The following is a 24,244-nucleotide window of genomic DNA, read 5'->3' as shown; positions in this document are numbered from 1 at the left end:
GCATTGGCATATGCATTCCGGCCTGTCTATCCTGATTCCGGTGTTTAACCGCGAGGTGGCGGCTTTGGTGAGCGCGCTGCGCGCACAGGCGGCCGACTGGCCGGGGCCAGTCGAAATCGTGCTGCTGGATGACAAATCGACCGACGAATACCGGCTGAAAAACCGCGCGCTGGCTAGCCTGCCCGGCGTGCGCTACGCCGAGCTGCCCGCCAACGTGGGCCGCGCGGCTATCCGCAACCAGTTGGCGGGCAGGGCTGGCCACGAGTGGCTGCTGCTGCTCGACAATGACAGTCAGCTGCCCGATACTCAGTTTTTGGCCCGCTATGCCCGGGCGGTGCACACGTGGCCCGCCACTGGCTGCTTCATTGGCGGCACTACCTACGAGGCCACGCCGCCCGCCGACCCCGCCCTGCGCCTGCGCTGGCACTACGGCCGCGCCCGCGAGATGCGCCCCGCCGCTGCCCGCCAGCGCGACCCCGGCGGCCAGCTTGCTATTAATAATGCAGTGCTAAAAAGCACGTTACTACAACAGTTTCCACTGGATGAGCGCTTGAGTGGCTACGGCCACGAGGACACGCGCTTTGGCCTGGAGCTGGTAAGAGCCGGAATAATTGTGCAGCACCTGAACAACCCGGTGCTGCACGACGGCCTGGAGCCGGCCGCTGTTTTTCTCGAAAAAAGCCAGCAGGCCGTGCGCAACCTGGCGCAGGTGCTGCGCACCGAGGGGCTCGGGCTGATACCCGGCTAGCCCGCACAGCGGCCCGGCTGCGCGCTGCCGGGCTTGCTGGCCCGGCCCGCGCCACCCTGGCCGCTCTGGAGCCAGCGCTGCGTCGCCACCTGCTGGGCGCCGGCCCCCGCCTGCGCGCCCTCGATGCGCTGAAGCTGCTGTGGCTGCTGCAAGCCATGGCGTAGCTGCGCCGAAGCGGCCAGTATCTTTGGGGCTCGCCGTTGTTTGCCCGCTGCCTTGCCCGATTTGTTTCCCATTCACCTGCTCGACCTGGCGGCCGAGCACGCCGCCTACCAGGCCGAGCTGGATGCCGCCTGGCGCGAAACCGTGCAGCAGGCCGCCTTCATTCAGGGGCCGGCCGTGGGCGAGTTTGCTACCGAGCTGGGCGCGCACCTGGGCGGCGCGCACGTAGTGCCCTGCGCCAATGGTACCGATGCCCTCACCCTGGCCCTGCTGAGCCTGGGGCTGCCGCCCGGCACCGAGGTTATCGTGCCGGCTTTCACCTACGTGGCCACGCTGGAGGCGGCGGCCTTGCTAGGCCTGAAGCCTGTTTTGGTGGATGTGTTGCCCGACACGTTTAACGTGGACCCGGCGGCGGTGCGGGCGGCGCTCACGCCGCGTACCGGGGCCGTGGTAGTAGTGCATTTATTCGGGCAATGCGCTGATTTAGAAGAGTTGACTGCAATTTGCCAGCCAGCCGGCGTGGCCTTGATTGAGGATAATGCGCAGGCGCTCGGGGCCACGTTCTCTTTCGCCAGCGGCGCAACGGCCTACGCCGGCACGGTGGGCGAGGTGGGCACGACGTCCTTTTTTCCGAGTAAAAACCTGGGCTGCCTCGGCGATGGCGGCGCCTTGTTTACCCGCGACGCGGCTTGCGCTAGCCTGCTGCGTCAGCTCGCCAACCACGGCCAAAGTCAGAAATACCGGCACCAGCGCATCGGCCTCAACTCGCGCCTCGATACCCTGCAAGCCGCCCTGCTGCGCGTGAAGCTGCGCCACCTGCCCGCCGCCCAGCACCGCCGCCAGGCCGTGGCCGTCCGCTACGATGCCGCGCTGGCTAGCCTGCCCGGCCTGCACCTGCCGGCCCGCGACCCGCGCAGCAGCCACGTGTTTCACCAGTACACCATCAAGGTGGAAGGCGCGGGCCGGCGCGATGCCTTGCAGGCGCACCTGCAAGCGCACGGCGTGCCGAGCGCCGTGTACTACCCCCTGCCGGTGCACGCGCAGCCGGCGTATGCGTACCTGGGCTACCGGCTAGGCCAGTTTCCGGTGGCCGAGCGGCTGTGCCGGCAGGTGCTGTCACTGCCCGTGCATCCGGAGCTATCGGAGGCGCAGGTAGCGTATGTAGCGGCGGTAGTCAGCGCGTTCTAAAACAGCGCGTATATTTGTTCACTATGAGTGAACTCCGGCCTTGTCACTGTGTTTAATATTATCGCTCGCCGAACGCTGCTGGCTTATTGCAAGCAGTATCCGGCTGCATCCGTGGCGTTGCAGCAATGGTATGCCGAAATGCTCGACAGGGAATTTGCCACCTTTAATCAGTTGAAGGCGGTATATGCTTCGGCCAATTTGGTAGGCGATGACCGGGTAGTATTCGATATAATGGGTAATAAGTATCGCCTGGTAGTGCGGGTAATATTCGCGTACAAAGTCATGCAAGTCAAATGGTTTGGAACGCATAAAGAGTATGACCAAGTAGAAGTAGCCACCATTCAATTTCCTAATTCATGACCCTGCGACCGCTTAAAACCGAACAGCAATATGATGAATTGCTGCACTGGCTGGACGAGCAGTTTGACCAGCAGGTACTGCCCGACTCGCCGGCCGGCGAGCAGGTACAAATAGCCCTAATGCTGGTACGAGCCTATGAGGATGAGCACTATCCAGTGCCATTGCCTGACCCTATTGCCGCTATTCAGCTGAAAATGGCTGAGCAGGGATTGAAGCCCAAAGACTTGGTAGGCCAGATTGGCAGTAAAAGCTACGTATCGGCTATTCTGAATCGGCGCAAGCCATTGACCCTGGCTATGGCGCGCTTTTTTTACCAAAAATTGCACATTCCGGCGAGTGTGCTTTTGGCATAAGTGACACGCACTTCTCTCGTTCGCTTCGCCATTTGCGGCGTGGGCCACATCGGCCGGCGCCACGCGGCGCTGGTGGCGCGCCACGCCGGGGCTAGCCTGGTGGCGCTCATCGACGTGCGCGCCGAGCTGCGGGCTAGCCTCGCGGCCGAATTTCCTGCGGTGCCCTTCTACGCTTCTTTAGGAGAATACCTGCAAAGCGGCCCCGCCGCCGACGTGCTCACCGTGGCCACGCCCAACGGCCTGCACGCGCCGCAAGCCGTGGCGGGCTTGCGCGCCGGGCTGCACGTGGTCATCGAAAAACCCATTGCCCTGCACACCGCCGATGCCGAGCTTATCGTGCACACGGCCCGGCAAACCGGCCGGCTAGCCTTCGGGGTGATGCAAAACCGCTACTCGCCGCCCGCCGCCTGGCTCAAGCAGGTGGTGGACGAGGGCCGGCTGGGGGAGGTGTTTCTGGTGCAGCTCAACTGCTTCTGGAACCGCGATGCACGCTACTACCAGCCCGGCGGCTGGCGCGGCACTCAGGCCCTGGATGGCGGCACGCTCTTCACGCAGTTCAGCCACTTCGTGGATTTATTGTACTGGGTTTTTGGCGACATTACCAATATTGCGGCGCGCTTTCGCGACTTCACGCACCAGGGCATTACCGAGTTTGAGGATAGCGGCCTCGTCACCTTCGACCTGGTGCGCGGGGGCAGCGGCACGCTCAGCTACAGCACCGCCGTGTGGGACCGCAACCTCGAAAGCTCGCTCACGGTGGTGGCCGCGCGCGGCGCGCTGCGCATCGGCGGCCAGTACCTCGACAAGGTCGAGTATTGCCACCTGCAAGACTACGAAATGCCCCCGCTGCCGCCCACCAACCCCGCCAACGACTACGGTCCCTACCAGGGCTCGGCCGCCAACCATGTGCAGGTGATTGACAACGTGGTAGCTACCCTGCAACAGCGCAGCGCCGCCACGACCAACGCGCTGGATGGCCTGAAAGTAGTGGAAATAATCGAGCGAATTTATGCCCTCCGCTAGCCCTTCTGGCCGCCCCGAGTCGTCGCACTGGGCGCGCCAATGGCAGGCCCGGCGGCGCCTGCTTATCGGAGCCGGGCTCGCGCTGCTATTGCTGCCCTACCTGGCGCTATCGTTCTACACCCAGCCTTACTGGGATGACTACGACTACGTAGAGCTACTAGCCCGGCTCGGTAGCCAGTGGGCGGCCTACAAGTACTTATATACCCACCATACCGGGCGCTTTTTTTCCATCTGGGTTACGCAGCTCAACCCCCTGGGGCACGGCTGGCCCGCTGGCCTGCGGGTGTTGTCGTTGGGCTGGCTGGGGGCTACCTGGCTAGCCCAGGCGTGGGCCGTGCGGGTGCTTACGCGCCGGCAGGTGAGCTGGGCGGCGGCGGCGGCCTGGTCGGCGGTGCTGCTACTGGCGATGCTTTTTTCAATGCCCAGCCCTTACGCGGCTTTCTACTGGTTTTCGAGCGCCAATGTGTATCAGGTGCCGGCCATTGTGGGAATGGTGTGGCCAGCGGCGGTGCTGCAATCCTTGCGCGCTGGCAGTCGCTGGGTGCGCGCGGGCTGGTACGGGCTGGCGGCCGCGAGCGTCCTGGGCATGGCCGGCTCGCTGGAGCTGGCCCTGCTGCTGCTGGGCTGGGCGCTGGCCTGGCTTTGCTACTCAGCTTATCGGCAGGGCGATGCGCGGGCCCTGCGCCGCTGGCTGGGCCTGGCGGCGCTGGCCGTAGTGGCGGGGGCCGTGGTGGTAGCCTCGCCGGGTAATTTCGTGCGCCTGCACCACGATGGCGCCGGCCCGGCCATCCCGCTGTGGCAGATACTCGGCCGGGCCGCGCTGCAAACGATAGTATTCCTGACCGAGCCCCGGCAGGTGACGGCGCTCGTGGTGCTGCCCCTGGTGCTGGCCCGGCTGGGCTACTGCTACCGCCACCTGCGGCCGGCGGGCCTGCGGCTGCCGCTAGGGGCGGGCGTGGTCTTTGTGGTGGGCGGCGTGGCCCTGCAAATGCTGTTTCTGAGCTTCGTGGCCTGGGGCTACCCGGCCGTGCGGGTGCTTAATTTTCTGTGGTTTGGGTTGCTCACGAGCTGGCTGCTGGTGCTGTGGGCCGCTCTGCCGGATGCGCCAGGACCGGCCACCCGGCTGGCGCTGCGGCTACGGCGCCCAGCGCTGCTCTACGGGTTGCTGCTGGCCCTGGGCGGCCCCGAGCGCGCGGCCTGGCGCGAGTGGCTCGGCAATGGTCCCGCCTGGCAGCGGCAGCTAGCCGCCCGCGAGGCCACCATTCGGGCGGCGCGAGCCGCCGGGCAGCGCGAGGTGGCCGTGCCGCCGCTCGTGGGCCTGGTGCCGCAGTACGTGCTCATTCTGGGTGAGCCGCTGAGCGACCGGGCCAGCGCCCGCTACAACCAGTCGGCCGCCACCTACTACGGCCTCGATTCGTTGCGCCTGAGCCGGCCGGGCCTCGCGCCGGCCGATGTGCGCGTGCATTAGCCCGCGGTGGCTGCCCAGCGGCCGGCGTTATTTTGGCAGTCCCATTCTCCCGCGAGTTAGCCTATGACTACCGTCCTTGCCACCCGCTGGCACACTCTCACCACGCCCTTGCTGCCCGATGCCCCGCGCCGCGAAGCGGAATTGCGCCGGCTAGCCGCTGCCTACGAAGCGCCCGAGCGCCACTACCACACCTTGCAGCACATCGAAAACCTGCTGACAATGGGCGCTACCTTTCCCCGGCAAGATGCGGTGGCAATGGAGCTGGCCATCTGGTTTCACGATGCCGTGTACGAGGCCCTGCGGCACGATAACGAGGCCAAAAGTGCTGAGTGGGCCCTGGCGTTCCTGGCCGAAACCAGCCTGGAGCCCGCCCGCCAGGCCCGCGTGGCCGACCTCATCCGCCGCACCCAGGACCACACCCAACCCCAGCCGCCCGACGATGCCGACCTGCTGCTGTTTCTGGATGCCGACCTCAGCATTTTGGGCGCGCCCGAGGCCGCATACTGGGACTACGCCCGCCAGGTTCGCCGTGAGTACCGCCTCGTGCCCGACCTGCTCTATCGCCCCGGCCGGCGCAAGGTACTGGCCAGGCTGCTCGAAGCGCCGGTGCTCTTCCACACGCCAGCCTTGCAAGAAGAATTAGATGAGCCAGCCCGGCGCAATTTAGCGGCCGAACTGGCGGCCTGGGAGCAGGGCGGGCTGCCGGACTGAACGCCTGTTCAAGGCGCAAGCAATTGCTGTTTAATAACGGCTGGTAGGTCGGACCGGCGCAGGTGCAGTTCGTGCTCGAGCGCACGGTAAAAATCAGCGTCGCTCGTGCCGTATCCTAGCAGGGCTTTCAGCTTGGGTAGCCCACCTTGCTGCAAAGCTAATTCGCAGAAAATACCGCCTATCACGTATTGCGGATTGGTTTCGGCGTCGAGCAAAGTAAAATTCAGCGGGTCGGTGAGGTCTACCGAGTGGCTGGCGAGATATGCTTGGACTCGAACTTTGTGGTAGCGTAGGTTGTGGCCGTAATGACCGCCTTTCAAACCGGCAAAGCCCGTGAGCAGTAGCGGATGCGCCTGCGGAAAGTATGGATTAATGACGTGTGCCAGTTCGTGTAGATAGGCTTCACCTTGGCCCCCGGCATACACCAGGTGGTTGACCTCGTCGTAAAAGCCGCACACCGGGTTGCCCCCTAGTCCTGACCCTAGCACGTATTCAAACCCTCTCAGGTGTTGTATGGCATCACAGTCAGGCGCTACGTAATACGTGACCGGCACGGGTGCAAAGCCAAAATCCCGGAATATACCGGCCAGAAAGCTGGCTGCCTGCCGCGCTTTTCGCCGTTGGAAACGATAGCCCGGCGGTACCCGATAGGTAAGCAGCCCTACTTGGTGCGTAGGCCAGCGCTGGGTGCTGTAGGTTAAGTAGTTGCGTAATGACCAGTGGCCGTGCTGCCGTTGCAGATATACGCTCACTATAGCCAGTACCTGTAGCTGCCGTGCTGGCTCAGCGCCGATTTCCCAATAAAACTGCGTGCGGCACAAGTAAAGGTCGTCGCCCTGCCGGGATAGACTTAGCACGACCTTGCGAGTCGTGAAGGCGTAGATGTTAGGCCGGACAAAGCCCTCGTGTAGCAACAAGTCGCCACCCGCGTAGCGCGTGCGCTCGTCGGCGGCCCACTAGCTAGCCTTGTCTGTTGCCTTGGCGCCCAAATAAGCATCCCAAGTGGCTAGGGCAGCGCGGCTGGCCGAGTCGCTGGCCTGCACGCCTGCATTCAGTGTAAACTGCTGGTAGGCTTGGCAAAAGCTTAAAAAATGCAAGCTGAGCAGCAAAACAGCTGTCAGGAATAAGCTCCGCATAGATGGGGAAGGTTGTTGAAAAATACGTAATAAGTAACTGATATTCAGTAAATAATACGTGTTAGCTAATTATTTGTCAAAGTGGCAGTAAGCCAAGCCGACAAATTTAGCCTTATGTGCGCGCCCATCCGGCCGTATCTTTGCCCTAGTCGAGCAGTCTTTTGGGCCCGCTTGTTTTTATAAAGAGGCGCTGAGAGATAGGCTCTGCGACGCGCCGGCAACCCCCGCCCCTTGGCGGAACGGTGCCAACCGACCGGCCGCTAAACTATGGCGGTCCTATAAAAGCCCGTGGTGCTTTCTGCTGTTTTTATTAGTTCTGCTTCCTCCATTTCCGGCGCGCTAGCGCGGGCTAGCCGTTGCGCGGCTGGCTGTTGTTGGTAAGGAGTAGCGGGCGTCGCCGACCGGCGACTGTCCCATCGTTTTTCATTTTTTAGGGAGTTGACTGAGGCTAGCCGGGCGCGGGTGCGCACGGGCTGGGCAAGTCGTTTGGGTGCGGCTGTGGAGGCCGGGCTACATCATTTTATGCTGACAAAATCACTGGACCTGCTGCGGCAGGAAGCGGCCGAGACGGGCGCGGGTACCCTCAAGCGCAGCCTCAACGGCGTGAGCCTCATTGCGCTAGGTATTGGGGTTATCATTGGGGCGGGCTTGTTTTCGCTCACTGGCATTGCGGCGGCCAATAATGCGGGGCCGGCCGTGACGCTCTCCTTCGTGGTGGCGGCCGTAGGCTGTGCCTTTTCGGCGTTGTGCTACGCCGAGTTTGCGGCCCTGGTGCCGGTGGCCGGCTCGGCCTACACCTACGCTTACGCCACGATGGGCGAATTATTTGCCTGGATTATCGGCTGGGACCTCGTGCTCGAATACTCGGTGGGCGCCGCCACGGTGGCCATCAGCTGGTCGCAATACCTGCTCAAGTTTCTGAGTAAATACGGCCTGCACTTGCCCGCGCAGCTCGTGCTTTCGCCCTTCGATGCCCCGGCCAAACTTGCCGATGGCTCGGTGGTGCACGGGCTGGTCAACCTGCCGGCCATGCTCATTGTGCTGGTTATCACGGCCGTTATTATTCGGGGCACGTCGGGCTCGGCGTGGTTCAATGCCTTGGTAGTGGCCCTGAAAGTGTCAGTGGTGCTGATATTTATCGTGCTAGGCTGGAAGTACATCAACCCGGCCAATTATCACCCCTACATTCCCGAAAATACCGGCAAGTTTGGCGAGTTTGGCCTGAGCGGCGTGTTGCGCGGGGCGGGCGTGGTGTTCTTCGTATTCATCGGCTTCGACATCGTGGCCACCATGGCGCAGGAAACCAAGAATCCGCAGCGCAACATGCCCATCGGCATCATCGGCTCGCTGGTGGTGTGCACCATTTTATTTGTGCTCTTCGGCTACGTCATGACCGGGCTGGCCAACTACAAAGAGTTTAAGGACAGCGCCGCACCGGTGGCCATCGCCATCGAAAAAACGCCCTACGCCTGGCTCAGCGGGGCTATTATCGGGGCCATTCTCATTGGCTACACCTCGGTTATTCTGGTCGATTTGCTCGGGCAGTCGCGGGTGTTTTTCTCGATGGCGAAGGACGGCTTGCTGCCGCCGGTTTTTGCCAAAGTGCACCCCACGTTCCGCACGCCGGTGCAGTCCAACCTACTGCTGGGGGCATTTATCGCGCTGTTCGCGGGCTTCGTGCCTATCTCGGTGGTGGGCGAAATGACGAGCATCGGCACGCTGCTGGCCTTCGTGATGGTGTGCCTGGGCGTGCTCATCATGCGCCGCACCAACCCCGACGCCCCGCGCAGCTTCCGCACGCCGTGGGTGCCGCTGGTGCCCATCCTGGGCATCGCCACCTGCGTACTAATGATGGTGAGCCTGCCCTGGGAAACCTGGTTGCGGCTGGCCGTGTGGCTGGCCATCGGGCTAGCCATTTACTTCGGCTACGGCAAGCAGCACAGCAAATTGCGCCAGCAGGCAGCAGCCCGCCGCTAAGGGCGGCACTTGTCGGGGCCCGCCCGCGCCGGTCATGGCCAAGGGCAGCCGGGAAAGAACAAAGCGGGCGGCGCCGTAAATTTGTGCAACGGACCCTTATTTTTTATCCGTAATCTCATTGGTGCAGCGGCTACGAGCGGCATTATTTTATGAATCAGCTTTTGCTCGATGTTAACCTGCAACAAGTACCCGACCCGTACTTGCACGGCAGCTGGCGGGTGGTAGACCGGGTGCTGAGCCAGGCCGACCCGGATGACCCCCTGGCCCAGGCCACCTTTTTGCACTTAGAAGAAGGCTACCTGCGGCTCGATACGCCCACGGCTCCGGCCACCGGGCAGTGGTCGGTAGAGCGCGACAGCCTGCTGAGCCGCCCCTACTTGCAGCTGCAGCTAGCCACTGAAAGCGTAAGCGCCCTGATAACGCGCCTGCGCCGCTCGGCCGACGGCGCATACCGCACGCTGGTCCTGTACTTCCAGTCGGGCCTGGAATTGTTTTTGGTTCATCCTTAATCAGCTGTTTTACAGTACGTGATAACTCCCGATTTCACTGCCTTTGAGCGCCTGCAAACAGCCGTTGACGCGGCCGGCGTTGGTACCTGGGACTACGACCTGCTCGCGGATACGCTGACCTGGTCGCCCCGTTGCAAAGAACTATTCGGCGTGCCGGTCGAGCAATCGGTTACCTACGCCGACTTTGTAGCGCTGGTGCATCCCGATGACCGGGCGGCCACCATAGCCGCCGTCGAGCATGCCTTTGACCCCACCGGCTCGGGCAGCTACGACATTGAGTACCGCACCCGCTGGCAGCTGCCGGGCCAGCCCGTGCTGTGGGCCCGGGCCACGGGCCGGGCGTTTTTTGACGAAGGTGGCACGCGGGTTTACCGCTTCATTGGCACCATCACCGACGTGACGGCCATGCGCCAGCTACAGGAGCAGCTCACGCGCTCGTACTAGGACCTGGAGGTGAAAGTGACCTTCCGCAACCTGGAGTTGGAGCGCGAAGTGCGGCAGCTCCAGGCGAAATTGCACGAGCTGGGCGCCACGGCCGGCCCGCGCAACTAGCCGCGTAAGGCATTGAGTAATAAGTTTGTAAAAATGCTGTTACCCCGGTAGCCTGCGCCTGTTTAGGCCCCGGCTACCGGAGCAGCGGCGCTAGCTAGCGCCCGATACCCAGCCGCCGGGCCAGCGCCGACACCTCCGGCACCCAGCCGCTCAGCAGCAGCCCGGCCCCGTAGAGTACCGTGAGCACGCCGCCGCGCAGCAGCAGCGTCAGCCAGCTATTGGGCAGCGTGGGCAGCAGCCAGGCTACCAGCGCTGCCCCGCCCGCTAGCCCCAGGATATAGAAAATGCGCCGGTCGAAGGGTTGCCAGCCGAAGCTGCGCCACACAAACCAAGTGCGCGCCAGGTTGATGCCCGCCAGCGCCGCCGCGTTGGAAATAGCGGCCCCCAGCAAGCCCAGGCGCGGAATAAGCAGCGCATTGAGCCCGATGATGAGTACCGACAAGGCTAGGTTGAACAGCAAATCGTAGCGGTAGCGCGGCGAGGTGACCACAATAATGCCATTGATACCCGTGATGCCGTCGGTGAGGCGGCCGGCCAGCAGCAGCAGCACCGCCACGGTGCCGGCTGCGTACTCGGGCCGGTGAATGAGAGAGTAAATGAACGGCAGATTGAGCCCGATGCCCAGCGCCAGGTAGGCGCCCAGCGCCGTGTTGAGGCGGGTAGTGCGGCGGTAAAAGTCGAGCAGCTTCTCGCTAGCCCCTTCTTTCCAATACTCGGCAATGAGCGGGTAAGCCGTTTTGAGCAAGGCCCGAAACGGCACCGCCAGCGCCGTGCTGATGTTAAGGGCAATGGTATAAATACCCGCATCGGCAAAGCTGTGCGAGCCCAGCATCAGCGAGTCGATGGTGACCAGCAGCGTGCCCGAGATATTGCCCAGCAGCGCAAAGCTGCCGAAGCGCAGCAATTCGCCCACCGGCCGCACCCGCAGCACCGCCCGCGTGGGCCGCAAATGCAGCTCACCAATGACCGCAAGGTACCCTAGCAGCAGCGCTGCGATGGCCGCGTAGCTGCCCATGTAGGCCAGCACAAAGCCATCGAATGATAAATAGCCCGACCCATAAAGCACCGCCGCCCCTACGATGAGCAGGCGTTGCAGCACGTCGGTGAGAAATGACGAGAACGACGTGTGAAACAGTGACTTGGTATAGGCTTCGAGCAGATTATAAAGCAGAATGCATAGCGCCAGCCCCAACATCACGCCGTAGTGCGGCCCTAGCAACGCCGCATCGTGCGCATACCAGCGCAGCACCAGCGGCCGGCCCAGCCACAGCACCAGCGCCACCACGCCAAACAGGGCTAATGGTAGCCCCAGCAGCAGCGGCAAAAAACCCGAATGCCCATTCTCCCGGTTGCGGAAATAGGGAAAATACCGCAGCGTAGTATTAGTAAAACCGAGTGCCGACACCAGCGCGCCCATTGTAGCCAGCGACACCAGCACCGACGTGAGGCCGAGCTGCGCTGGCGCCAGTAGCCGCGGCAGCACCAGCGTGGTATTGACAAAGCCAATGCCCAGCCCGACGTAGGAAATAAACGTGTTGCGCAGCCCCTGCCGCTGAACGATACCCAAATGAATTATGAATAGTTAATTATAAATTGGACTCGGCCGTAAATTCCTCCCATATTTCGCGACCGGTGCGAAAGGCCGCGCCTTGCTGCTGCAAATGGCGCATTATTTCGTGAAATTCTCGCGGGCCATTTTGCGTGTTGGCTGGGTCAAAATTCTCGTTGTGCCACAGCACGGAAGCTACACCACCAAAGCGTTTTATTTCGGCGAAAACCGGTTCGAGCGCGGGTAGAATTTCGGCTGGGGCTAGCTGCAAGTAATTAGGATGATGCAGCGTAGTGTCCATTATATTGAGCGGGATTTCAAGGAACTCTGCTGCCAGACCATTATTAAAATTAAATGGATAAAATGGTAAGCAGTAACTGTGACGAAAACCGTAATGTTCGGCAAAACACAGTGTAGTATCGTACCGGATACCTACCCAGTCAATTATACTTGGCGTTTGACGCGGCTCCCAACTTAAATAATGAAAGCGCAGCCCTTGAGCTTCGGCTTGTAGTTTCTCCAGCCATTCTGTATCCAGAAGGTTTGTATCAATGGCTGTTCCCAGGCTACCGTGCTGCGCTAGTTCGTAGCCCTGCTGCTTAAGTTGCTGTAGCCGCTGCCACAAATCAAATGTTAGTTTATAGTCGGCGTTAGGTGTGTCATTAGCTGCTTTCTTAGTAGTAGGCAATATAAAAAATGTAGATTTTGCTCTGTATTGCGCCACTTGTGCCGCTACGGCTTCCAGATTGTCCCAGGCGTCTGTATTATTCAGATGCCGCCACAATAATTTTCCGAACAGACCAAATTTTCGCTGCTGCAATGCCGCTCTGGCCGGCGCTTTCCAGGCGCTACGCAAATTATCAATATCATGCGAGATAAATGCCACAAATTCGGCTTGCTGGTTACCCCAGCAGCGTAGTTTTAGTGGTATTCTGGCCACGTGCTCCACGGCTGTTTTCAGTACATCGAAATAATAATTAACGACCGGTAGCGTCACAAAATTACATTTTTGCTGCACGCTCGCCGCGTAGGGAAAACGCCCGTGTCGGTCACGTTCAATAGAAAAATATTCCTGCCAGCCGCTCAATAAATAAAATGCTGCGGAAATAATATCAGCCGAAATAATTACCCGTTTTTCATCAAAAATCAGCAGCGGTTTTTCGAGCGCATTATCAAAGAAAAACGGCACCTGCCGGCCAAGCCACTCGCGCCAGTTGGGCGCGGCTGGGTAAGGGTTATTTTCAGCGAAGAAACTACCGCTCTTCTCAGCTATTTCTACCTGCGGCTGGCTTTCCGCATAGCCGATAGCTATGGCTGGCGCGCCGGGGTAGGCTAGCCGGAAGTGACGCAGCACATACGCCAGGCGCACCTCAGCCGAAACGGCAACGGGGGCGGCAGGGGCTAGGGTAGGAGCGGGCATGGCAGCCGCGAAATTACGCCCCGCCGGCCGGGTCGGCCAGCCACTCGGCCAGCCGGCGCACGGCCAGCGCGCGGCTGTGGCCCTCATCGGGGGTGCCCAGCGTGGCATTGTAGTAAGCGGCGCGGCGGTAGAGGGCGAGCGGCTTGTGCTGGGCTAGTCGGCGCAGCGCGGCCGCCAGCCTGGCCGGCGAGTGCGCCCACTCGCTGAGGCCGTGGGCCGCGTAGCCGTAATAATCGGCCAGGGTAGGCGTGGGCGTGAAGCGGTAGTAGAGGCTAGCCACGTTGAGCAGGGTAGCTTCGAGGTGGGTGCTGGTGTCGGCGGCCACCAGCGCATCGTGATTTTGCAAAAACTCGAATACGTTTTCCTGCTGCGGATTGCTCCACTGCAAGGCGGGCAGGGCCTGGCGCAGGGCGGTGAAGTCGCGGCGGTCGCTGGGGTGGGGGCGCAGCGTAAAGGCGAGGTCGGGCAATTCGCGCAGCAAATAGGCTAGCGTATCCGCTACGGCGGGCAACTCGTCGAGCAGATTGCAGGCCACGGCCACGCGCCGCACCCGCGAGGCGGTGTTGCGTTGGGCCAGAAAGGCATCGGCCTTGGGCATGCCCACCAGCTCGACGCGCCCGCGCACGGGGCCGCACTGGCGGTATTTATCGAGCGCGTCCTGGCCTTCGAGTAAGCTCAAGTCGAAGCCTAGCGGGGGGAAATTGGTGCTCACGCTGGCGTGCTGCACGTAGGCCGTGGGCACGCCCTCGGCGCGGCAGGCCAGCAGCAGGGCGCGGGCATCGTCGTTGTGGTCGTTGGCGAAGATGACGGCCCGCGGCTGGTGATGACGCAGGGCTAGCCGGTACACCTCATAGTAGCCGATGGCGTAGAAAATGAGGTCGAAAAACCGTAGCGCCCGTTGGCCCAGCTGGTGGTACAGGCCCACCAGCGCGCTCGGGTATTGCCAGTAATACAAGATTTTACGTCGCAGCGAAAGCCGGTTGACGCTCGCGCCGTAGCGCCCGATGTTCTTGCCCTGGCCCGCTACCAGCACCGCATCGGGCCGCGCCTCCTGAATAAATTTCAGCGCTTCGTAATTATTGGCGCTCACCACGTAAAGCCACACCGCGCCGGCAAGCTGGTCGGGATTGCGAATGGGCTGAAACAGGTGGCCCACCAGCCGCAGGCCGGCGTAGCCTGCTACGCGCGCCAGCCGCCGCCAGGGGCTAGCCGGCGAGATGCTGGCTAGCACAGCGGCTGGTAACCCGCTGAATAAATCGCTGAAGCGCAGTTGTAATATATCGCGCAGGCGAGCAATGCGCGCGCTCACGGCTGGCTTACCGGTTCGCCCAGCAGGGCATCCCAGGTAAGGGGCGTGCCCGGCTGCAAGGCCCGGCTAGCCCGGCGGCCCAGCACCACGTCCCAATGGCGGGGTAGCAGGCCGTCGCCGGGGCGGATGATGCGTAGATTTTCACTGGTTAACTCCTCGCCAGCAGCCACGGGTTTCGCTACGTAAATGCTGCGCTTAAAAACGCGGCTTTTCTCCTCGCTAGCCTGCACGCACAGCTGGACAGTGCCCAGTGCCTGGTGGGCGCGGATAGTTTCTTCAACCAATAGCTTTAATTCTTCGGGCTCTAGCGAAAAAGCTGAATCGACGCCGCCGTCGGCGCGGCGCAGCGTAAAATGCTTCTCAATAACGCACGCTCCCAATGCTACGGCCGCCACGCTGGCGCCCACGCCCATCGTGTGGTCGCTGAGGCCCACCGGGCAGTCAAAAGCGCTGGCCAGCACCGGAATAGTGCGCAGATTGGTAGTAGCTGGCGAGGCTGGGTAAGTACTGGTGCACTTAAGCAACACCAACTCGCGGCAGCCGGCCGCGCGCAGTACACGCACGGCTTCGTCGATTTCGCTGAGCGTAGCGGCGCCGGTGCTCACTATCACGGGCTTGCCGGTGGCCGCCACGCGGCGCAACAGCGGCCAGTGCGCATTCTCAAACGAGGCAATTTTATAGGCTGGTACGTCGAGGCTTTCCAGAAAGTCTACCGCCGTTTCGTCAAATGGCGAACTGAAGGCGAGCAAGCCGTGCTTGCGCGCCCGCTCGAAGATGGGGGCGTGCCACTCCCAGGGTGTATAGGCCTCTTTATAAAGCTGATATAAGTCTTTGCCTTCCCATAGCGACTGGCCTTCTTCGCGAATCACGAAGCCGGTATCCATGCTGATGGTGTCGGCGGTGTAGGTCTGGAGCTTGAGGGCGTGCACACCAGCCTGGGCGGCAGCATCCACGAGGGCTAGCGCCCGGTCGAGGCTCTGGTTGTGATTGCCCGACATCTCGGCAATGATAAACGGGAGGCAGTCGGGACCGACGGGCCGGCCGCCGATGGAAAACGTAAGCATACCGTAAAGTTAGGGCTAGCCACGCGGGCGGGGGCGCAGTGAATCGCGCACCTGCTGCCACTCGCGCCGCAGCATGGCTAGCCCCACTACATCGATAAACTGCTTGTCTTTGTAAATATGCTGGCGGAAATAAGCCTCGCGCCGAAAGCCGAATTTCTCGTGCATGGCCACCACCTTCTCGTTGGTCACGAAAACCTCACAAGCCAATTTATTGAGCTTCAGCTCTTCAAACACGTATTCTAGCACGGCAAGCTCTACTTTGGCCCCGATGCCGCTGCCGTGCAGGTTTTCCTCGCCCAGGTAAAAAGCCCAATAACAGGAGCGGTTTCGCTGGCTGATAGCGTAGAGGTTAGCCACGCCCACCGGCCGGTCCTGGTAGTAAATAAGCCAGTATTGCACCGTTGGGTCTTGGCTGATGCGGGCGTACCAGGCCTGCTGCTGCTCGGCGGAGATGGGGTCGGCGGTGTACATATACTGCGCCACGGCCGGCGAATTGCGCCAAGTACGCACCAGTTCTAAATCGTCGGGGCCGAGGGGACGGAGCAGGTCGGTAATCATGGAAAATGAAAATAAAGGAGGCTAGCGGGCGAGTAAATGCTGGATTTCGGCTCGCAACAAATCGGGCCGCAGCTGGGCTACGTAAGGCTGGCGGGGCTGCGTAACTAGCCAAGCTAGTCCCTGGCGCAGGGCTACCGCTAGCTGGCTAGGCGCAAGGTCGGCAAAGTTTCCTACTGAAAAGGCCTGTTGGTGCGCGTGCACGTAGCTAGCTAGTGCCTGTTGATTGTCGGCGTAATAGCCGGTGAAGGCTGGCCGGCCCAGTACCAGCGCCTCAATAAGCACTGTGCTGGCCGGCACTACGGCCACGGCGTGCGCCTGCAGCAAGGCCACTAATTCGGCCGCCCCAAGATTGCGGTAGATGGTGATTTCGCGCTCGGGCTGCGCGCGAGCTGCCACTTGCAATGCCTCATCGCCCCCAAACGCGGCCCCCACTAGCAACCCAATGCGCTGCACCTGCGGTAACGTAAGTAGCGCCGCTAGGGTGCGCGCCGTTAGGCCCAGCGGGTCGGCCCCGCCAAAGCACACCAGAGCACTGGTAAAGTCGCCGCTAGCCTGGGGCAGCGCAGCGCCCGCTATAAAGGGCTGCCGCAGAAGCGAAAAGGCCGGCCCCAGCAACAGCCGCGCGGTAGCCGGGGCCTGGTAGTCGGCCGGCGTCACGCCCGGCGAGTGGTTGATGAGCACATCGGCCACCACCGGCCAGGCTCGCAGGTCGTCGATGTAGGCCAGGCCGCAGCCGCTCTGGCGCAGGCGCTGCTGATAAGCCAGGGTAAAATCATAGCCATCGAGTACAAGCACGTCGCCGGGTAATAAAAAGCTGGTGGCTAGCCAATCAGCTTCGGCTGATAGAGCCTGGGCGGGTAGGGCATGAATAGCCCAGCCGGCCTCCGTAACCAATTGAGTCACGGCCGCCGTGGGCTCACGCACTATAAATAGGCCGGGGACCAGGCCCCGCAGCATATCGGCCAGCGCCAGCAGGCGTACCAGATGCCCCAGGCCAATAGTAGCGTTGCCATCGGCTCGAAAAACCAGGCGCCGGGAGCGGGAGTCAGTCATTAACCATAGACCTTAAATAGGTTGGGAATACGCATCGCTAGCTCAATACCTAGGCTTTATCTTTGACGGAACTATTACTTATAGCATATGCTAAAACAAATACTTTCAGTTCTGAGCTTGCTGATGTTGGTGGGGGCAAACTTACCGGCCCTCGGCCAGAAGGAAAACACCAACTGGTATTTTGGCGCAAACGCGGCAGTAAATTTTCCTGCCACGGGCGCGCCCGTGGCTGTCAGAGGCAGTGCCATGAATACCTATGAGGCCTGCGCTTCGGTGTCAGATGCGGCGGGCCGGCTGTTATTCTATACTAATAGCGAAACCCTCTGGAACAGCAATCACCAGGTGATGGTAAACGGCACGAATCTCGGTGGCCATAATTCGTGCTCACAAGGTACCCTGATTGTGCAGAGCCAGGCCAATGCCCAGCAATACTATGTATTTTCACTCGATGCGGCCGAAAACCTGCTGGCAGGAGGCTTGAAATACAGCCTAGTGGATATGACGCGCCAGGGCGGCCTGGGCGAAGCCATTCAGAGCCGGGTACAAGTGTCGTCCGTGCGCCTCACCGAGAAGCTGACTACCGTGCCCCATGCCAACGGCCACGATACCTGGGTGCTGGTGCACGGCTGGCAAACCAACACATTTTACGCCTATCTGCTGACGGCGGCTGGCTTGCAGCCCACGCCCGTAGCGACTTCTATTGGCGCCGTGCACAACGGCGGCGGCGGGGCCACCTACAATGCGAATGCCGTGGGCTACATGCGCGTGTCGCCCGACAACCGGAAGCTTGCTTTAGGCATCCGGGACCAGAATTTTGAACTGTTTGACTTCGATAATGCTACCGGGCAACTGTCTAATTACGTGCCGCTCTTATCGGTTTATCGCAGCTACGGCGTACAGTTTTCGCCTGATAATCACCTGCTCTACGGTACTAACCTCGATGGCCTGGGGGTATTTCAGTATGACTTGCAGGCTGGCTCGGCAGCCGCCATTGCCAGCTCAGGCGTGCGCATAGCTACCACGGCCAACAACGCGGGCGCTATTCAAACCGGTCCCGATGGCAAGCTCTACGTTTCGGTATTTAACAGCCCATACCTGGCAGTTATCGATAATCCGAACGTGCGGGGGCCTAGCTGCGGCTTTCGGGCCAATGGGGTGAATCTAAACGGCGCCGCCTGCCAGATAGGCTTGCCTAACTATCAGAGTATTCGAGCTATTCCCGTAACGTACGTTGCCTCCTTCACCAGCAATGCCAGTTGTGTCGGCTCGGCCGTAGCTTTTACCGGGACAGTGCAGCCCGCCGTGAGCAGCGCAGTAGCAACCTGGAACTTTGGCGACCCTGCTTCGGGCAGTGCCAACTCAGGGTCGGGCTTTACGCCAAGTCATATCTACACAAGCCCCGGCACCTATCAGGTGACGCTTTCGGTGAGCATAGCTGGTTTGACCGCACCTGTTACCAGTACCCAAGCCGTGACGGTAGCCCCGTTACCTGCCGTGCGTTTGGGGCGCGATACTACGCTGTGCGGTACTCAATTACAATTGTCCGTAGGAGCCCAGCTCGCGGGTAGTACCTATCGCTGGCAGGATGGAAGCACGAGTGCCACTTACCTGGCCCGGGCTAGTGGCCGCTATCGGGTAGCCGTAACCTCGGCGGCCGGCTGTACGAGTGCTGACTCGATACGGGTAATACTCAACGCGTTGCTCACGCCGCGTTTGCCAGCTGATACCGCCGTGTGCGCGGCTTCTGTGTTACTGCGGCCGGGAACCCAGCTTGCGGGCAGCACTTACCGCTGGCAGGATGGCAGCACCAGCGCCACTTACCTGGCACAGGCCAGCGGTATCTATACGGTGCGCGTAACTACGCCGCAGGGCTGCACAGCCACGGCCTCCAGCCGGGTGCAGCTGGGGCAGCCGCCGGTAGTAAGCCTGGGCGCCGATACCCTGGTGTGCCCCAATGCGGTATGGATTCTGCGTACTACTCCGCAGCCGGCTGGGACGCTCTATAGCTGGCAAGACGGCTCTACGGCGCCTACCTACCTGGCCCACGGGCCGGGCCAGTACTCGGTGCAGGTGCGGGCCACCGCTACCAGCTGCCCGACCAGCGCCACGCGGGTAGCCACCGCCGCTAGCTGTCCTATTATTATCCCCAACATCATCACGCCCAACGGCGACGCGCAGAACGAGTTCTTCACCCTCAAAGGCCTCACGCCCAGCGACTGGCACCTGAGCGTATTTGACCGTTGGGGTAGGCAGGTATACGACCAGGCACGCTACGACAATGGCTGGAACGCTACCGGGCAGGCCGGCGGCATGTACTACTATTTGCTTAGCAACGAGGCTACCGGCGAGCGCTACCGGGGCTGGGTTGAGGTGCAGCGCGGTAGCTAGCGCTGCACGTTGGCGCCGTTAATGGCGGCCAGCCACGGGTGGCTGGCCAGCAGTGTGGGCAGCCCAGCCGGGTCGGTTAGCGAAAAATCGGGGCCTAGCGTGCTGAATAACAAGCTCAGCAGGGCGTAGTCGCTCGGGTAGTCGATGGTGAGGCGCAGGGCAGCCACGGCGGGCTCCACGGCCAGCGGTAGCGCTTCGAGCCGAAACAGCGCGGGGTGGCGGCGCAGGTAGGGCGTCACGTGCTCGCGCTCGTCAGGCTGGGTAGCTTCGGCGTGGGCCCGGCGCAACGCTTCGGCACTGATAATTTCCAGATTGGTACCCAGCGGCAGGCCCGTAGTGTGGGTGTAGTCGGCCCCGGTGGCTAGGTGGTGAGCCACTGCCGCATCCAGAAAGACCGGGTCGAGGGCCGGATTGTCGGCCGTGAGGCGCACTACCACGTCGGCGGGCCCGGCCTGGGCAAGCGCCCCGGCAAAACGGCCCAGTACGTCGTGCTCATCGCCCCGAAAAGCGCTGATGCCCAGCCGGCTGGCTAGCGCGGCTAGCTCACTGTCGGGGGCCTGCGTAGAGGTGGCCAATAGCACTTCATTAACCAACCTGGCCCGCTGCGCCCGGCGCACTACGTGGCCCAGCAAGGTATGCTCGTCGCCTGTCGCGCCGAGTGGCAGCGGCAGGCGCGACTTGCCCGGCAGGCGCGACGACCCTAGCCGGGCCTGAATAAGCGCCACTACGCGCGCAGGTGCAGAAACCATTGGGTAGAAGATACTTAGCGAATGGTCCAGCCGCCATCCACTATGAGGTTGTGGCCGGTTACGAAATTTGAGGCGGCCGAACTGAGGAATACAAACGCACCCGCCAGGTCCTGCGGCTCGCCCACGCGGCCCAGCGGAATGCGCCGCCGCAGCTCAACCTCAAAGCCGGCGTGCTCGCGCACTTTATCGGAGGGAAAAGCACCCGGCGACACGCAGTTTACTTGAATATTTTCCGGGCCTAAGTACGAAGCGAAGTACTTGGTTAGCTGAATCATGGCGGCCTTGCCGGCGCCGTAGTGCGGCGGATTGAGAAACTGCGGTGCTTCGGCATAGGCACCAAAATCGGGTGCTACTACGCCATACATTGAGGCCACGTTAATGATTTTGCCGCCACCCGCCGCCCGCAGGTAGGGCAGCACCTCGCGCAGGCAGCGGTAGGCCGTGCCTACCGAGCCGTCGAGGCCGAGCGCGAAGTCGGCATCGGGCAGTGCGTCGGGCTGCTGGCCCCGGCTGTAGAAAGCGTTGTTGATGAGCACCCCGGGCGGCCCATAAAGGTCGAAGCTCTGGCGAAAGGCCGCCTGCACCGAAGCCGTTTCAGCTACGTCGCAGAAAATAAAATGCAGGTTATCAGGTTTTTCAGCAAATATCTTGGTGAATTTTTCCAGGCTGCGGCCCAGTACTACCACCCTGGCGCCGTGGGCTAGCAGGCCCGCCGCGATAGCCTGGCCCAGGTGCCCATAGCCGCCGGTAAGCAGCACGGTCTGGCCGGAAAGGTTGAAAAGGGTGCGGTAAAAAGCGTCGGTCAGGGGCGCGGCGGCCATGCGTAGGGAAGAATAAAGGTATCGGTAGGTTCGGCCAGCGTGGTCAGGGCCGGGCGTAGGCTCTCGGCGGCAGCCAGAAAGCTGGCGGCACCCAGGTTTTCGTGCAGATTGGCCACTGAATCGACGCCAATAACTGCCCCTGCTACGCCCGGCGCATAGGCCGCAAACAGTAGCAGCGCGGCCGGCAGCGGCACGCCCGCCTCATCGGTTAAGTTGCGAAGCTGCTTGATTTTGGGGGCTAGCGGCTGAAAAAACGTAGGCAGGCTAGCGGGCTCGCGTAGCAGCAGGCCTTGTAAGAAGGCCGAGCGCACGTGCACCTCCACGCCGCGCGCCGCCAGCCGGGGCAGCACCGCCGCAAAACGCTGGTCGAGTACGTTGTAGGGTACTTGCACCAGGTCCAGGTCCCAGCCTTGGGCTAGCAGCCACTCGGCCTCGTGCGGATGATAGAGCGACGCGCCAATGCGCGCCACCTGCCCGGCCGCCCGCGCCGCTTGCAGCGCCCGCCAGGCATCGGGCTGGGCCTGCAGCGGCCCGAAGGCGTGAAACAGCACCCCGTAGAGCTGCGGGCGGCGCAGGCGGGCCAGCGCCTCGGCCAGGTGCTGGGCCACCTGCGCCGCCGGGCCGGCGGGCAGCTTGGTTATCAGCTCGAAAGCCGGGTTGCCGCCCACTAGCTCGCCTAGCCGGGCCTCGCTGTTGCCGTAGGCGGCGGCCGTGTCGAGCAGCGTGAGGCCGGCCGCCTGGGCCGCGGCCAGCACCTCGGCCGTGGCCGCCAGGCTGGGCTGGCCGGCCTCGTTGTTCAGGCCGTAGGCTAGCCCAAATTGTGCGGTGCCCAATGCCAAGCGCTGGCTAAAGGCCGGCGAAGCGGCCGGCTGCGAGTGAGCGGCGCTCACGCGGCCGGCTGGGTTAAGAACTCCCGCACGCAGCCCACTACGTAGGCCTGCTCGGCATCGGTGAGGGTGGGGTAGAGGGGCAGGCTCAGGCAGCGGGCGTAATAGGCCTCGGCGGCCGGAAAGTCGCCGGCCTGCCAGCCCAGCTTTTCGTAATAAGGCATCCGGTGCACGGGTACGTAATGAACCTGCGCCAGAATGTTTTTGGTGCGCAAAAATTCGTACAGCCCCCGCCGATTGGCTACCTGAATGACGTACAAGTGATAGGCGTGACCCAGCCGGCCGGGGGCTAGCACCGTCACGCCCGGCGTAGTGGCAAAAGCATCATCGTACTGCGCCGCCAGCTGGCGGCGGCGGGCCAGGCCCTCATCGGCCCTAGCCAGCTGGCTGCTGCCCAGCGCGCACAGAATGTCGGAGATGCGGTAGTTGTAGCCTAGCTCCTGCATTTCCATGTACCAGCCGCCCTCGTCCTGGCGCAGCAGGCCGGTGGCTTCGCGCTCGATGCCGTGGGTGCGCAGGCGGCGCAGGTGGCGGGCCAGTACTTCGTCGTTGGTGGTTATCATGCCGCCCTCGCCGGTGGCAATGTGCTTGACGGGGTGAAAGCTGAAAATAGCCAGCTCCGCCAGCTGCCCACTGCCGCAAAAACGCTTTTCGCCTTGCTTATCCACAAAATAGCCGCCCGGCGCGTGGCAGGCATCCTCGATTATCCAGAGACCAAACTCGTCGGCCAGCGCGCGGGCTTCTTCCAGATTGACGGCCAGCCCGGCAAAATCAACTGGAATCAGCCCCGTGAAATAGCCTTTCGGATGGGCTTCGAGCAGTTCCCTGACTTTGACTAAATCGAGCAGCCCCGTTGCGGGGTCGATATCAGCAAAGTGTACTTCGCCGCCGCAGTAGCGCACGCAGTTGGCCGAAGCCGCAAACGTGATGGGCGTGGTGATAACCCGCTGGCCCGGCTGCACGCCCAAGGCCAGCGCGCACAGATGCAGGGCGGCCGTGCCGTTGCTCACCGCCACGGCGTGGCTAGCCCCCACATAGGCGGCAAACTGTGCCTCAAACTCAGCCACGCGCGGGCCCTGGGTTAGAAAATCGGCGCGCAGCGTGGCTACTACCGCCGCCACGTCGGCATCGGTAATGTGCTGGCGGCCATAGGGCAGCGGATGGGTTGGAGGATTTTCCACGCTCAAAAGCGAAATTGGTCAAATACGCTGCTAGACTTCAAAATTGGCATCGACGTGCAGCCGGATTTCTTTTCGAATCTGCTCGGCGCTCAACCACTCACTGTTGTTGGCCGAATCGTAGTGAAAATCGGTAGCCACCCGCTTGGCATTGAAATGCTTAATGAATTCTTCTTCGCGCCAGCCGGGCGAGGTGGTGGGCAGAATGACGTAGTAGCGGTCGAGCTCCACCGTGCTCATCGCGTCGGTCTGGGTTATCATTTCCTCGTGCAGCTTTTCGCCGGGCCGGATGCCCACGATGCGCTGCTCGCAGTCGGGCCCGATGGCGCGGGCCACCTCCGTGATTTTATACGACGGGATTTTGGGTACGAAAATCTCGCCGCCCCACGAGTGCTCCAGCGCGTACAGTACCAAATCCACGCCTTCCTCGAGCGAGATGTTGAAGCGCGTCATGTCGGGGTGGGTGATGGGCAGCACGCCCGTGTGCCGCTGCTGCAAAAAAAACGGCACCACCGACCCGCGCGAGCCGATTACGTTGCCGTAGCGCACCACCGACAGGCGCAAGTCCCGGGCCCCTTTCATGTTATTGGCCGCCACAAACAGCTTGTCCGAGCATAGCTTGGTGGCGCCGTAGAGGTTGATGGGCGCGGCGGCCTTGTCGGTGCTCAAAGCCACCACGTCTTTCACGCCGCAGTCGAGGGCCGCATTTACCACATTCTCGGCCCCGAAAATATTGGTTTTGATGCACTCCATCGGGTTATACTCGGCGGCGGGCACCTGTTTGAGCGCCGCGGCATGAATGATGATATCGACACCTTCGCAGGCGCGGTGCAGGCGCTCGCTGTCGCGCACGTCGCCGATAAAAAACCGGATGGCCGGGTACTGGCTGTGCGGAAATTCCTGGCTCATCTCGTACTGCTTCAGCTCGTCGCGCGAGAATACGATGAGCCGGCGCACGCCCGGATACAACTTAAATATGGTGCGCACAAACTGCTTACCAAACGAGCCGGTGCCACCGGTGATGAGCAAAGACTTGCCGTTGAGGTTGAGGGCCATGAAACTACTTCAGATTGAAACCACA

At 61.9% G+C, this 24,244-nt stretch carries 24 protein-coding genes and 1 riboswitch; of the genes, 11 read left to right on the top strand and 13 right to left on the bottom strand.

The features are described from left to right. Positions 1 to 10 precede the first annotated feature (10 nt). A complete protein-coding gene (locus GKZ68_RS09155) occupies positions 11 to 748 on the top strand; it encodes a glycosyltransferase family 2 protein (RefSeq protein WP_173113537.1) in 738 nt (245 codons plus the stop codon). On the opposite strand, the gene GKZ68_RS09150 is transcribed toward GKZ68_RS09155, so the two are convergent. Beyond that, on the bottom strand, positions 745 to 900 hold the full coding sequence (locus GKZ68_RS09150) for a hypothetical protein (protein WP_173113535.1): 156 nt from the start codon (positions 898 to 900) through the stop codon (positions 745 to 747). The two genes, GKZ68_RS09155 and GKZ68_RS09150, sit on opposite strands and share 4 nt — an antisense overlap. A gap of 64 nt (positions 901 to 964) precedes the next feature. Between GKZ68_RS09150 and GKZ68_RS09145 the strand changes: the two genes are divergently transcribed. The 6 genes from GKZ68_RS09145 (at position 965) to GKZ68_RS09120 (ending at position 6,013) form a co-directional block, all read left to right on the top strand. Next, positions 965 to 2,098 (top strand): DegT/DnrJ/EryC1/StrS family aminotransferase, encoded by a 1,134-nt coding sequence (locus GKZ68_RS09145; RefSeq protein WP_367949219.1) that lies wholly within the window; start codon positions 965 to 967, stop codon positions 2,096 to 2,098. Between the two features lie 27 nt (positions 2,099 to 2,125). Further along, complete coding sequence (locus tag GKZ68_RS09140) at positions 2,126 to 2,458, top strand: type II toxin-antitoxin system HigB family toxin (RefSeq protein WP_367949218.1); 333 nt, start codon at positions 2,126 to 2,128, stop codon at positions 2,456 to 2,458. Next, positions 2,455 to 2,811 (top strand): type II toxin-antitoxin system HigA family antitoxin, encoded by a 357-nt coding sequence (locus GKZ68_RS09135; protein WP_173113531.1) that lies wholly within the window; start codon positions 2,455 to 2,457, stop codon positions 2,809 to 2,811. Before GKZ68_RS09140 ends, GKZ68_RS09135 begins: the two co-directional genes overlap by 4 nt. Then, on the top strand, positions 2,812 to 3,834 hold the full coding sequence (locus tag GKZ68_RS09130; protein ID WP_173113529.1) for a Gfo/Idh/MocA family protein: 1,023 nt from the start codon (positions 2,812 to 2,814) through the stop codon (positions 3,832 to 3,834). Continuing rightward, the gene (locus GKZ68_RS09125; protein WP_173113527.1) at positions 3,821 to 5,302 is read left to right on the top strand and encodes a hypothetical protein; all 1,482 of its coding nucleotides are present in this window, start codon (positions 3,821 to 3,823) and stop codon (positions 5,300 to 5,302) included. The genes GKZ68_RS09130 and GKZ68_RS09125 overlap by 14 nt, the downstream gene beginning before the upstream one ends. A 63-nt stretch (positions 5,303 to 5,365) precedes the next feature. Next, positions 5,366 to 6,013 carry a hypothetical protein gene (locus tag GKZ68_RS09120; RefSeq protein WP_173113524.1) on the top strand — a complete coding sequence of 216 codons (648 nt, stop codon included), beginning with the start codon at positions 5,366 to 5,368 and terminating at the stop codon, positions 6,011 to 6,013. 8 nt (positions 6,014 to 6,021) lie between these two features. Here the strand turns inward: GKZ68_RS09120 and GKZ68_RS09115 are convergent, their stop codons facing one another. Next, complete coding sequence (locus tag GKZ68_RS09115) at positions 6,022 to 6,870, bottom strand: hypothetical protein (RefSeq protein ID WP_173113521.1); 849 nt, start codon at positions 6,868 to 6,870, stop codon at positions 6,022 to 6,024. A gap of 453 nt (positions 6,871 to 7,323) precedes the next feature. After that, positions 7,324 to 7,434, top strand: a riboswitch (SAM riboswitch). Between the two features lie 237 nt (positions 7,435 to 7,671). Here GKZ68_RS09115 and GKZ68_RS09110 point away from each other — a divergent pair. The 3 genes from GKZ68_RS09110 (at position 7,672) to GKZ68_RS09100 (ending at position 10,079) form a co-directional block, all read left to right on the top strand. Beyond that, a complete protein-coding gene (locus tag GKZ68_RS09110) occupies positions 7,672 to 9,126 on the top strand; it encodes an amino acid permease (RefSeq protein WP_173113518.1) in 1,455 nt (484 codons plus the stop codon). A gap of 149 nt (positions 9,127 to 9,275) precedes the next feature. Continuing rightward, positions 9,276 to 9,635, top strand: coding sequence for a hypothetical protein (locus GKZ68_RS09105; RefSeq protein ID WP_173113515.1), 360 nt, complete (start codon positions 9,276 to 9,278; stop codon positions 9,633 to 9,635). 18 nt (positions 9,636 to 9,653) lie between these two features. Continuing rightward, positions 9,654 to 10,079 (top strand): PAS domain-containing protein, encoded by a 426-nt coding sequence (locus GKZ68_RS09100; RefSeq protein ID WP_173113512.1) that lies wholly within the window; start codon positions 9,654 to 9,656, stop codon positions 10,077 to 10,079. A gap of 202 nt (positions 10,080 to 10,281) precedes the next feature. Here the strand turns inward: GKZ68_RS09100 and GKZ68_RS09095 are convergent, their stop codons facing one another. Genes GKZ68_RS09095 through pseG form a run of 6 tightly spaced genes read right to left on the bottom strand, consistent with a single transcriptional unit; the run spans position 10,282 to position 17,140 of the window. Beyond that, complete coding sequence (locus tag GKZ68_RS09095) at positions 10,282 to 11,754, bottom strand: lipopolysaccharide biosynthesis protein (protein WP_173113509.1); 1,473 nt, start codon at positions 11,752 to 11,754, stop codon at positions 10,282 to 10,284. Positions 11,755 to 11,773: 19 nt separating this feature from the next. Further along, positions 11,774 to 13,156, bottom strand: coding sequence for a hypothetical protein (locus GKZ68_RS09090; RefSeq protein WP_173113507.1), 1,383 nt, complete (start codon positions 13,154 to 13,156; stop codon positions 11,774 to 11,776). Between the two features lie 13 nt (positions 13,157 to 13,169). After that, positions 13,170 to 14,465, bottom strand: coding sequence for a hypothetical protein (locus GKZ68_RS09085; protein WP_254244233.1), 1,296 nt, complete (start codon positions 14,463 to 14,465; stop codon positions 13,170 to 13,172). Next, positions 14,462 to 15,529, bottom strand: a complete 1,068-nt coding sequence (gene pseI, locus GKZ68_RS09080) for a pseudaminic acid synthase (protein WP_173113505.1) — start codon at positions 15,527 to 15,529, stop codon at positions 14,462 to 14,464. The genes GKZ68_RS09085 and pseI overlap by 4 nt, the downstream gene beginning before the upstream one ends. 15 nt (positions 15,530 to 15,544) lie before the next feature. Continuing rightward, positions 15,545 to 16,087 carry a UDP-4-amino-4,6-dideoxy-N-acetyl-beta-L-altrosamine N-acetyltransferase gene (gene pseH, locus GKZ68_RS09075; protein ID WP_173113503.1) on the bottom strand — a complete coding sequence of 181 codons (543 nt, stop codon included), beginning with the start codon at positions 16,085 to 16,087 and terminating at the stop codon, positions 15,545 to 15,547. Positions 16,088 to 16,108: 21 nt separating this feature from the next. Further along, a complete protein-coding gene (gene pseG / locus GKZ68_RS09070) occupies positions 16,109 to 17,140 on the bottom strand; it encodes a UDP-2,4-diacetamido-2,4,6-trideoxy-beta-L-altropyranose hydrolase (RefSeq protein ID WP_173113501.1) in 1,032 nt (343 codons plus the stop codon). Positions 17,141 to 17,227: 87 nt separating this feature from the next. Between pseG and GKZ68_RS09065 the strand changes: the two genes are divergently transcribed. Beyond that, positions 17,228 to 19,528 (top strand): gliding motility-associated C-terminal domain-containing protein, encoded by a 2,301-nt coding sequence (locus tag GKZ68_RS09065; RefSeq protein WP_173113499.1) that lies wholly within the window; start codon positions 17,228 to 17,230, stop codon positions 19,526 to 19,528. On the opposite strand, the gene GKZ68_RS09060 is transcribed toward GKZ68_RS09065, so the two are convergent. The 5 genes from GKZ68_RS09060 to pseB are packed head-to-tail and all read right to left on the bottom strand — an operon-like array spanning position 19,525 to position 24,219. Continuing rightward, on the bottom strand, positions 19,525 to 20,277 hold the full coding sequence (locus tag GKZ68_RS09060; RefSeq protein ID WP_173113497.1) for a glycosyltransferase family protein: 753 nt from the start codon (positions 20,275 to 20,277) through the stop codon (positions 19,525 to 19,527). The two genes, GKZ68_RS09065 and GKZ68_RS09060, sit on opposite strands and share 4 nt — an antisense overlap. Positions 20,278 to 20,291: 14 nt before the next feature. After that, entirely contained in the window at positions 20,292 to 21,098 is an 807-nt protein-coding gene (locus GKZ68_RS09055; protein ID WP_173113494.1) for an SDR family oxidoreductase, read from the bottom strand. Then, the gene (locus GKZ68_RS09050; RefSeq protein ID WP_173113491.1) at positions 21,080 to 21,988 is read right to left on the bottom strand and encodes an aldo/keto reductase; all 909 of its coding nucleotides are present in this window, start codon (positions 21,986 to 21,988) and stop codon (positions 21,080 to 21,082) included. The genes GKZ68_RS09055 and GKZ68_RS09050 overlap by 19 nt, the downstream gene beginning before the upstream one ends. Next, positions 21,985 to 23,166 (bottom strand): UDP-4-amino-4,6-dideoxy-N-acetyl-beta-L-altrosamine transaminase, encoded by a 1,182-nt coding sequence (pseC, locus tag GKZ68_RS09045; RefSeq protein ID WP_173113488.1) that lies wholly within the window; start codon positions 23,164 to 23,166, stop codon positions 21,985 to 21,987. The genes GKZ68_RS09050 and pseC overlap by 4 nt, the downstream gene beginning before the upstream one ends. Before the next feature lie 30 nt (positions 23,167 to 23,196). Next, positions 23,197 to 24,219, bottom strand: a complete 1,023-nt coding sequence (gene pseB, locus GKZ68_RS09040; protein ID WP_173113485.1) for a UDP-N-acetylglucosamine 4,6-dehydratase (inverting) — start codon at positions 24,217 to 24,219, stop codon at positions 23,197 to 23,199. Positions 24,220 to 24,244 lie beyond the last annotated feature (25 nt).

This window comes from Hymenobacter sp. BRD128 (assembly GCF_013256625.1).
Taxonomy (GTDB): Bacteria; Bacteroidota; Bacteroidia; order Cytophagales; family Hymenobacteraceae; genus Hymenobacter.
The sequence above is the reverse complement of the archived record's forward strand: the minus strand, read 5'-3'. Positions and strand labels throughout refer to the sequence as shown.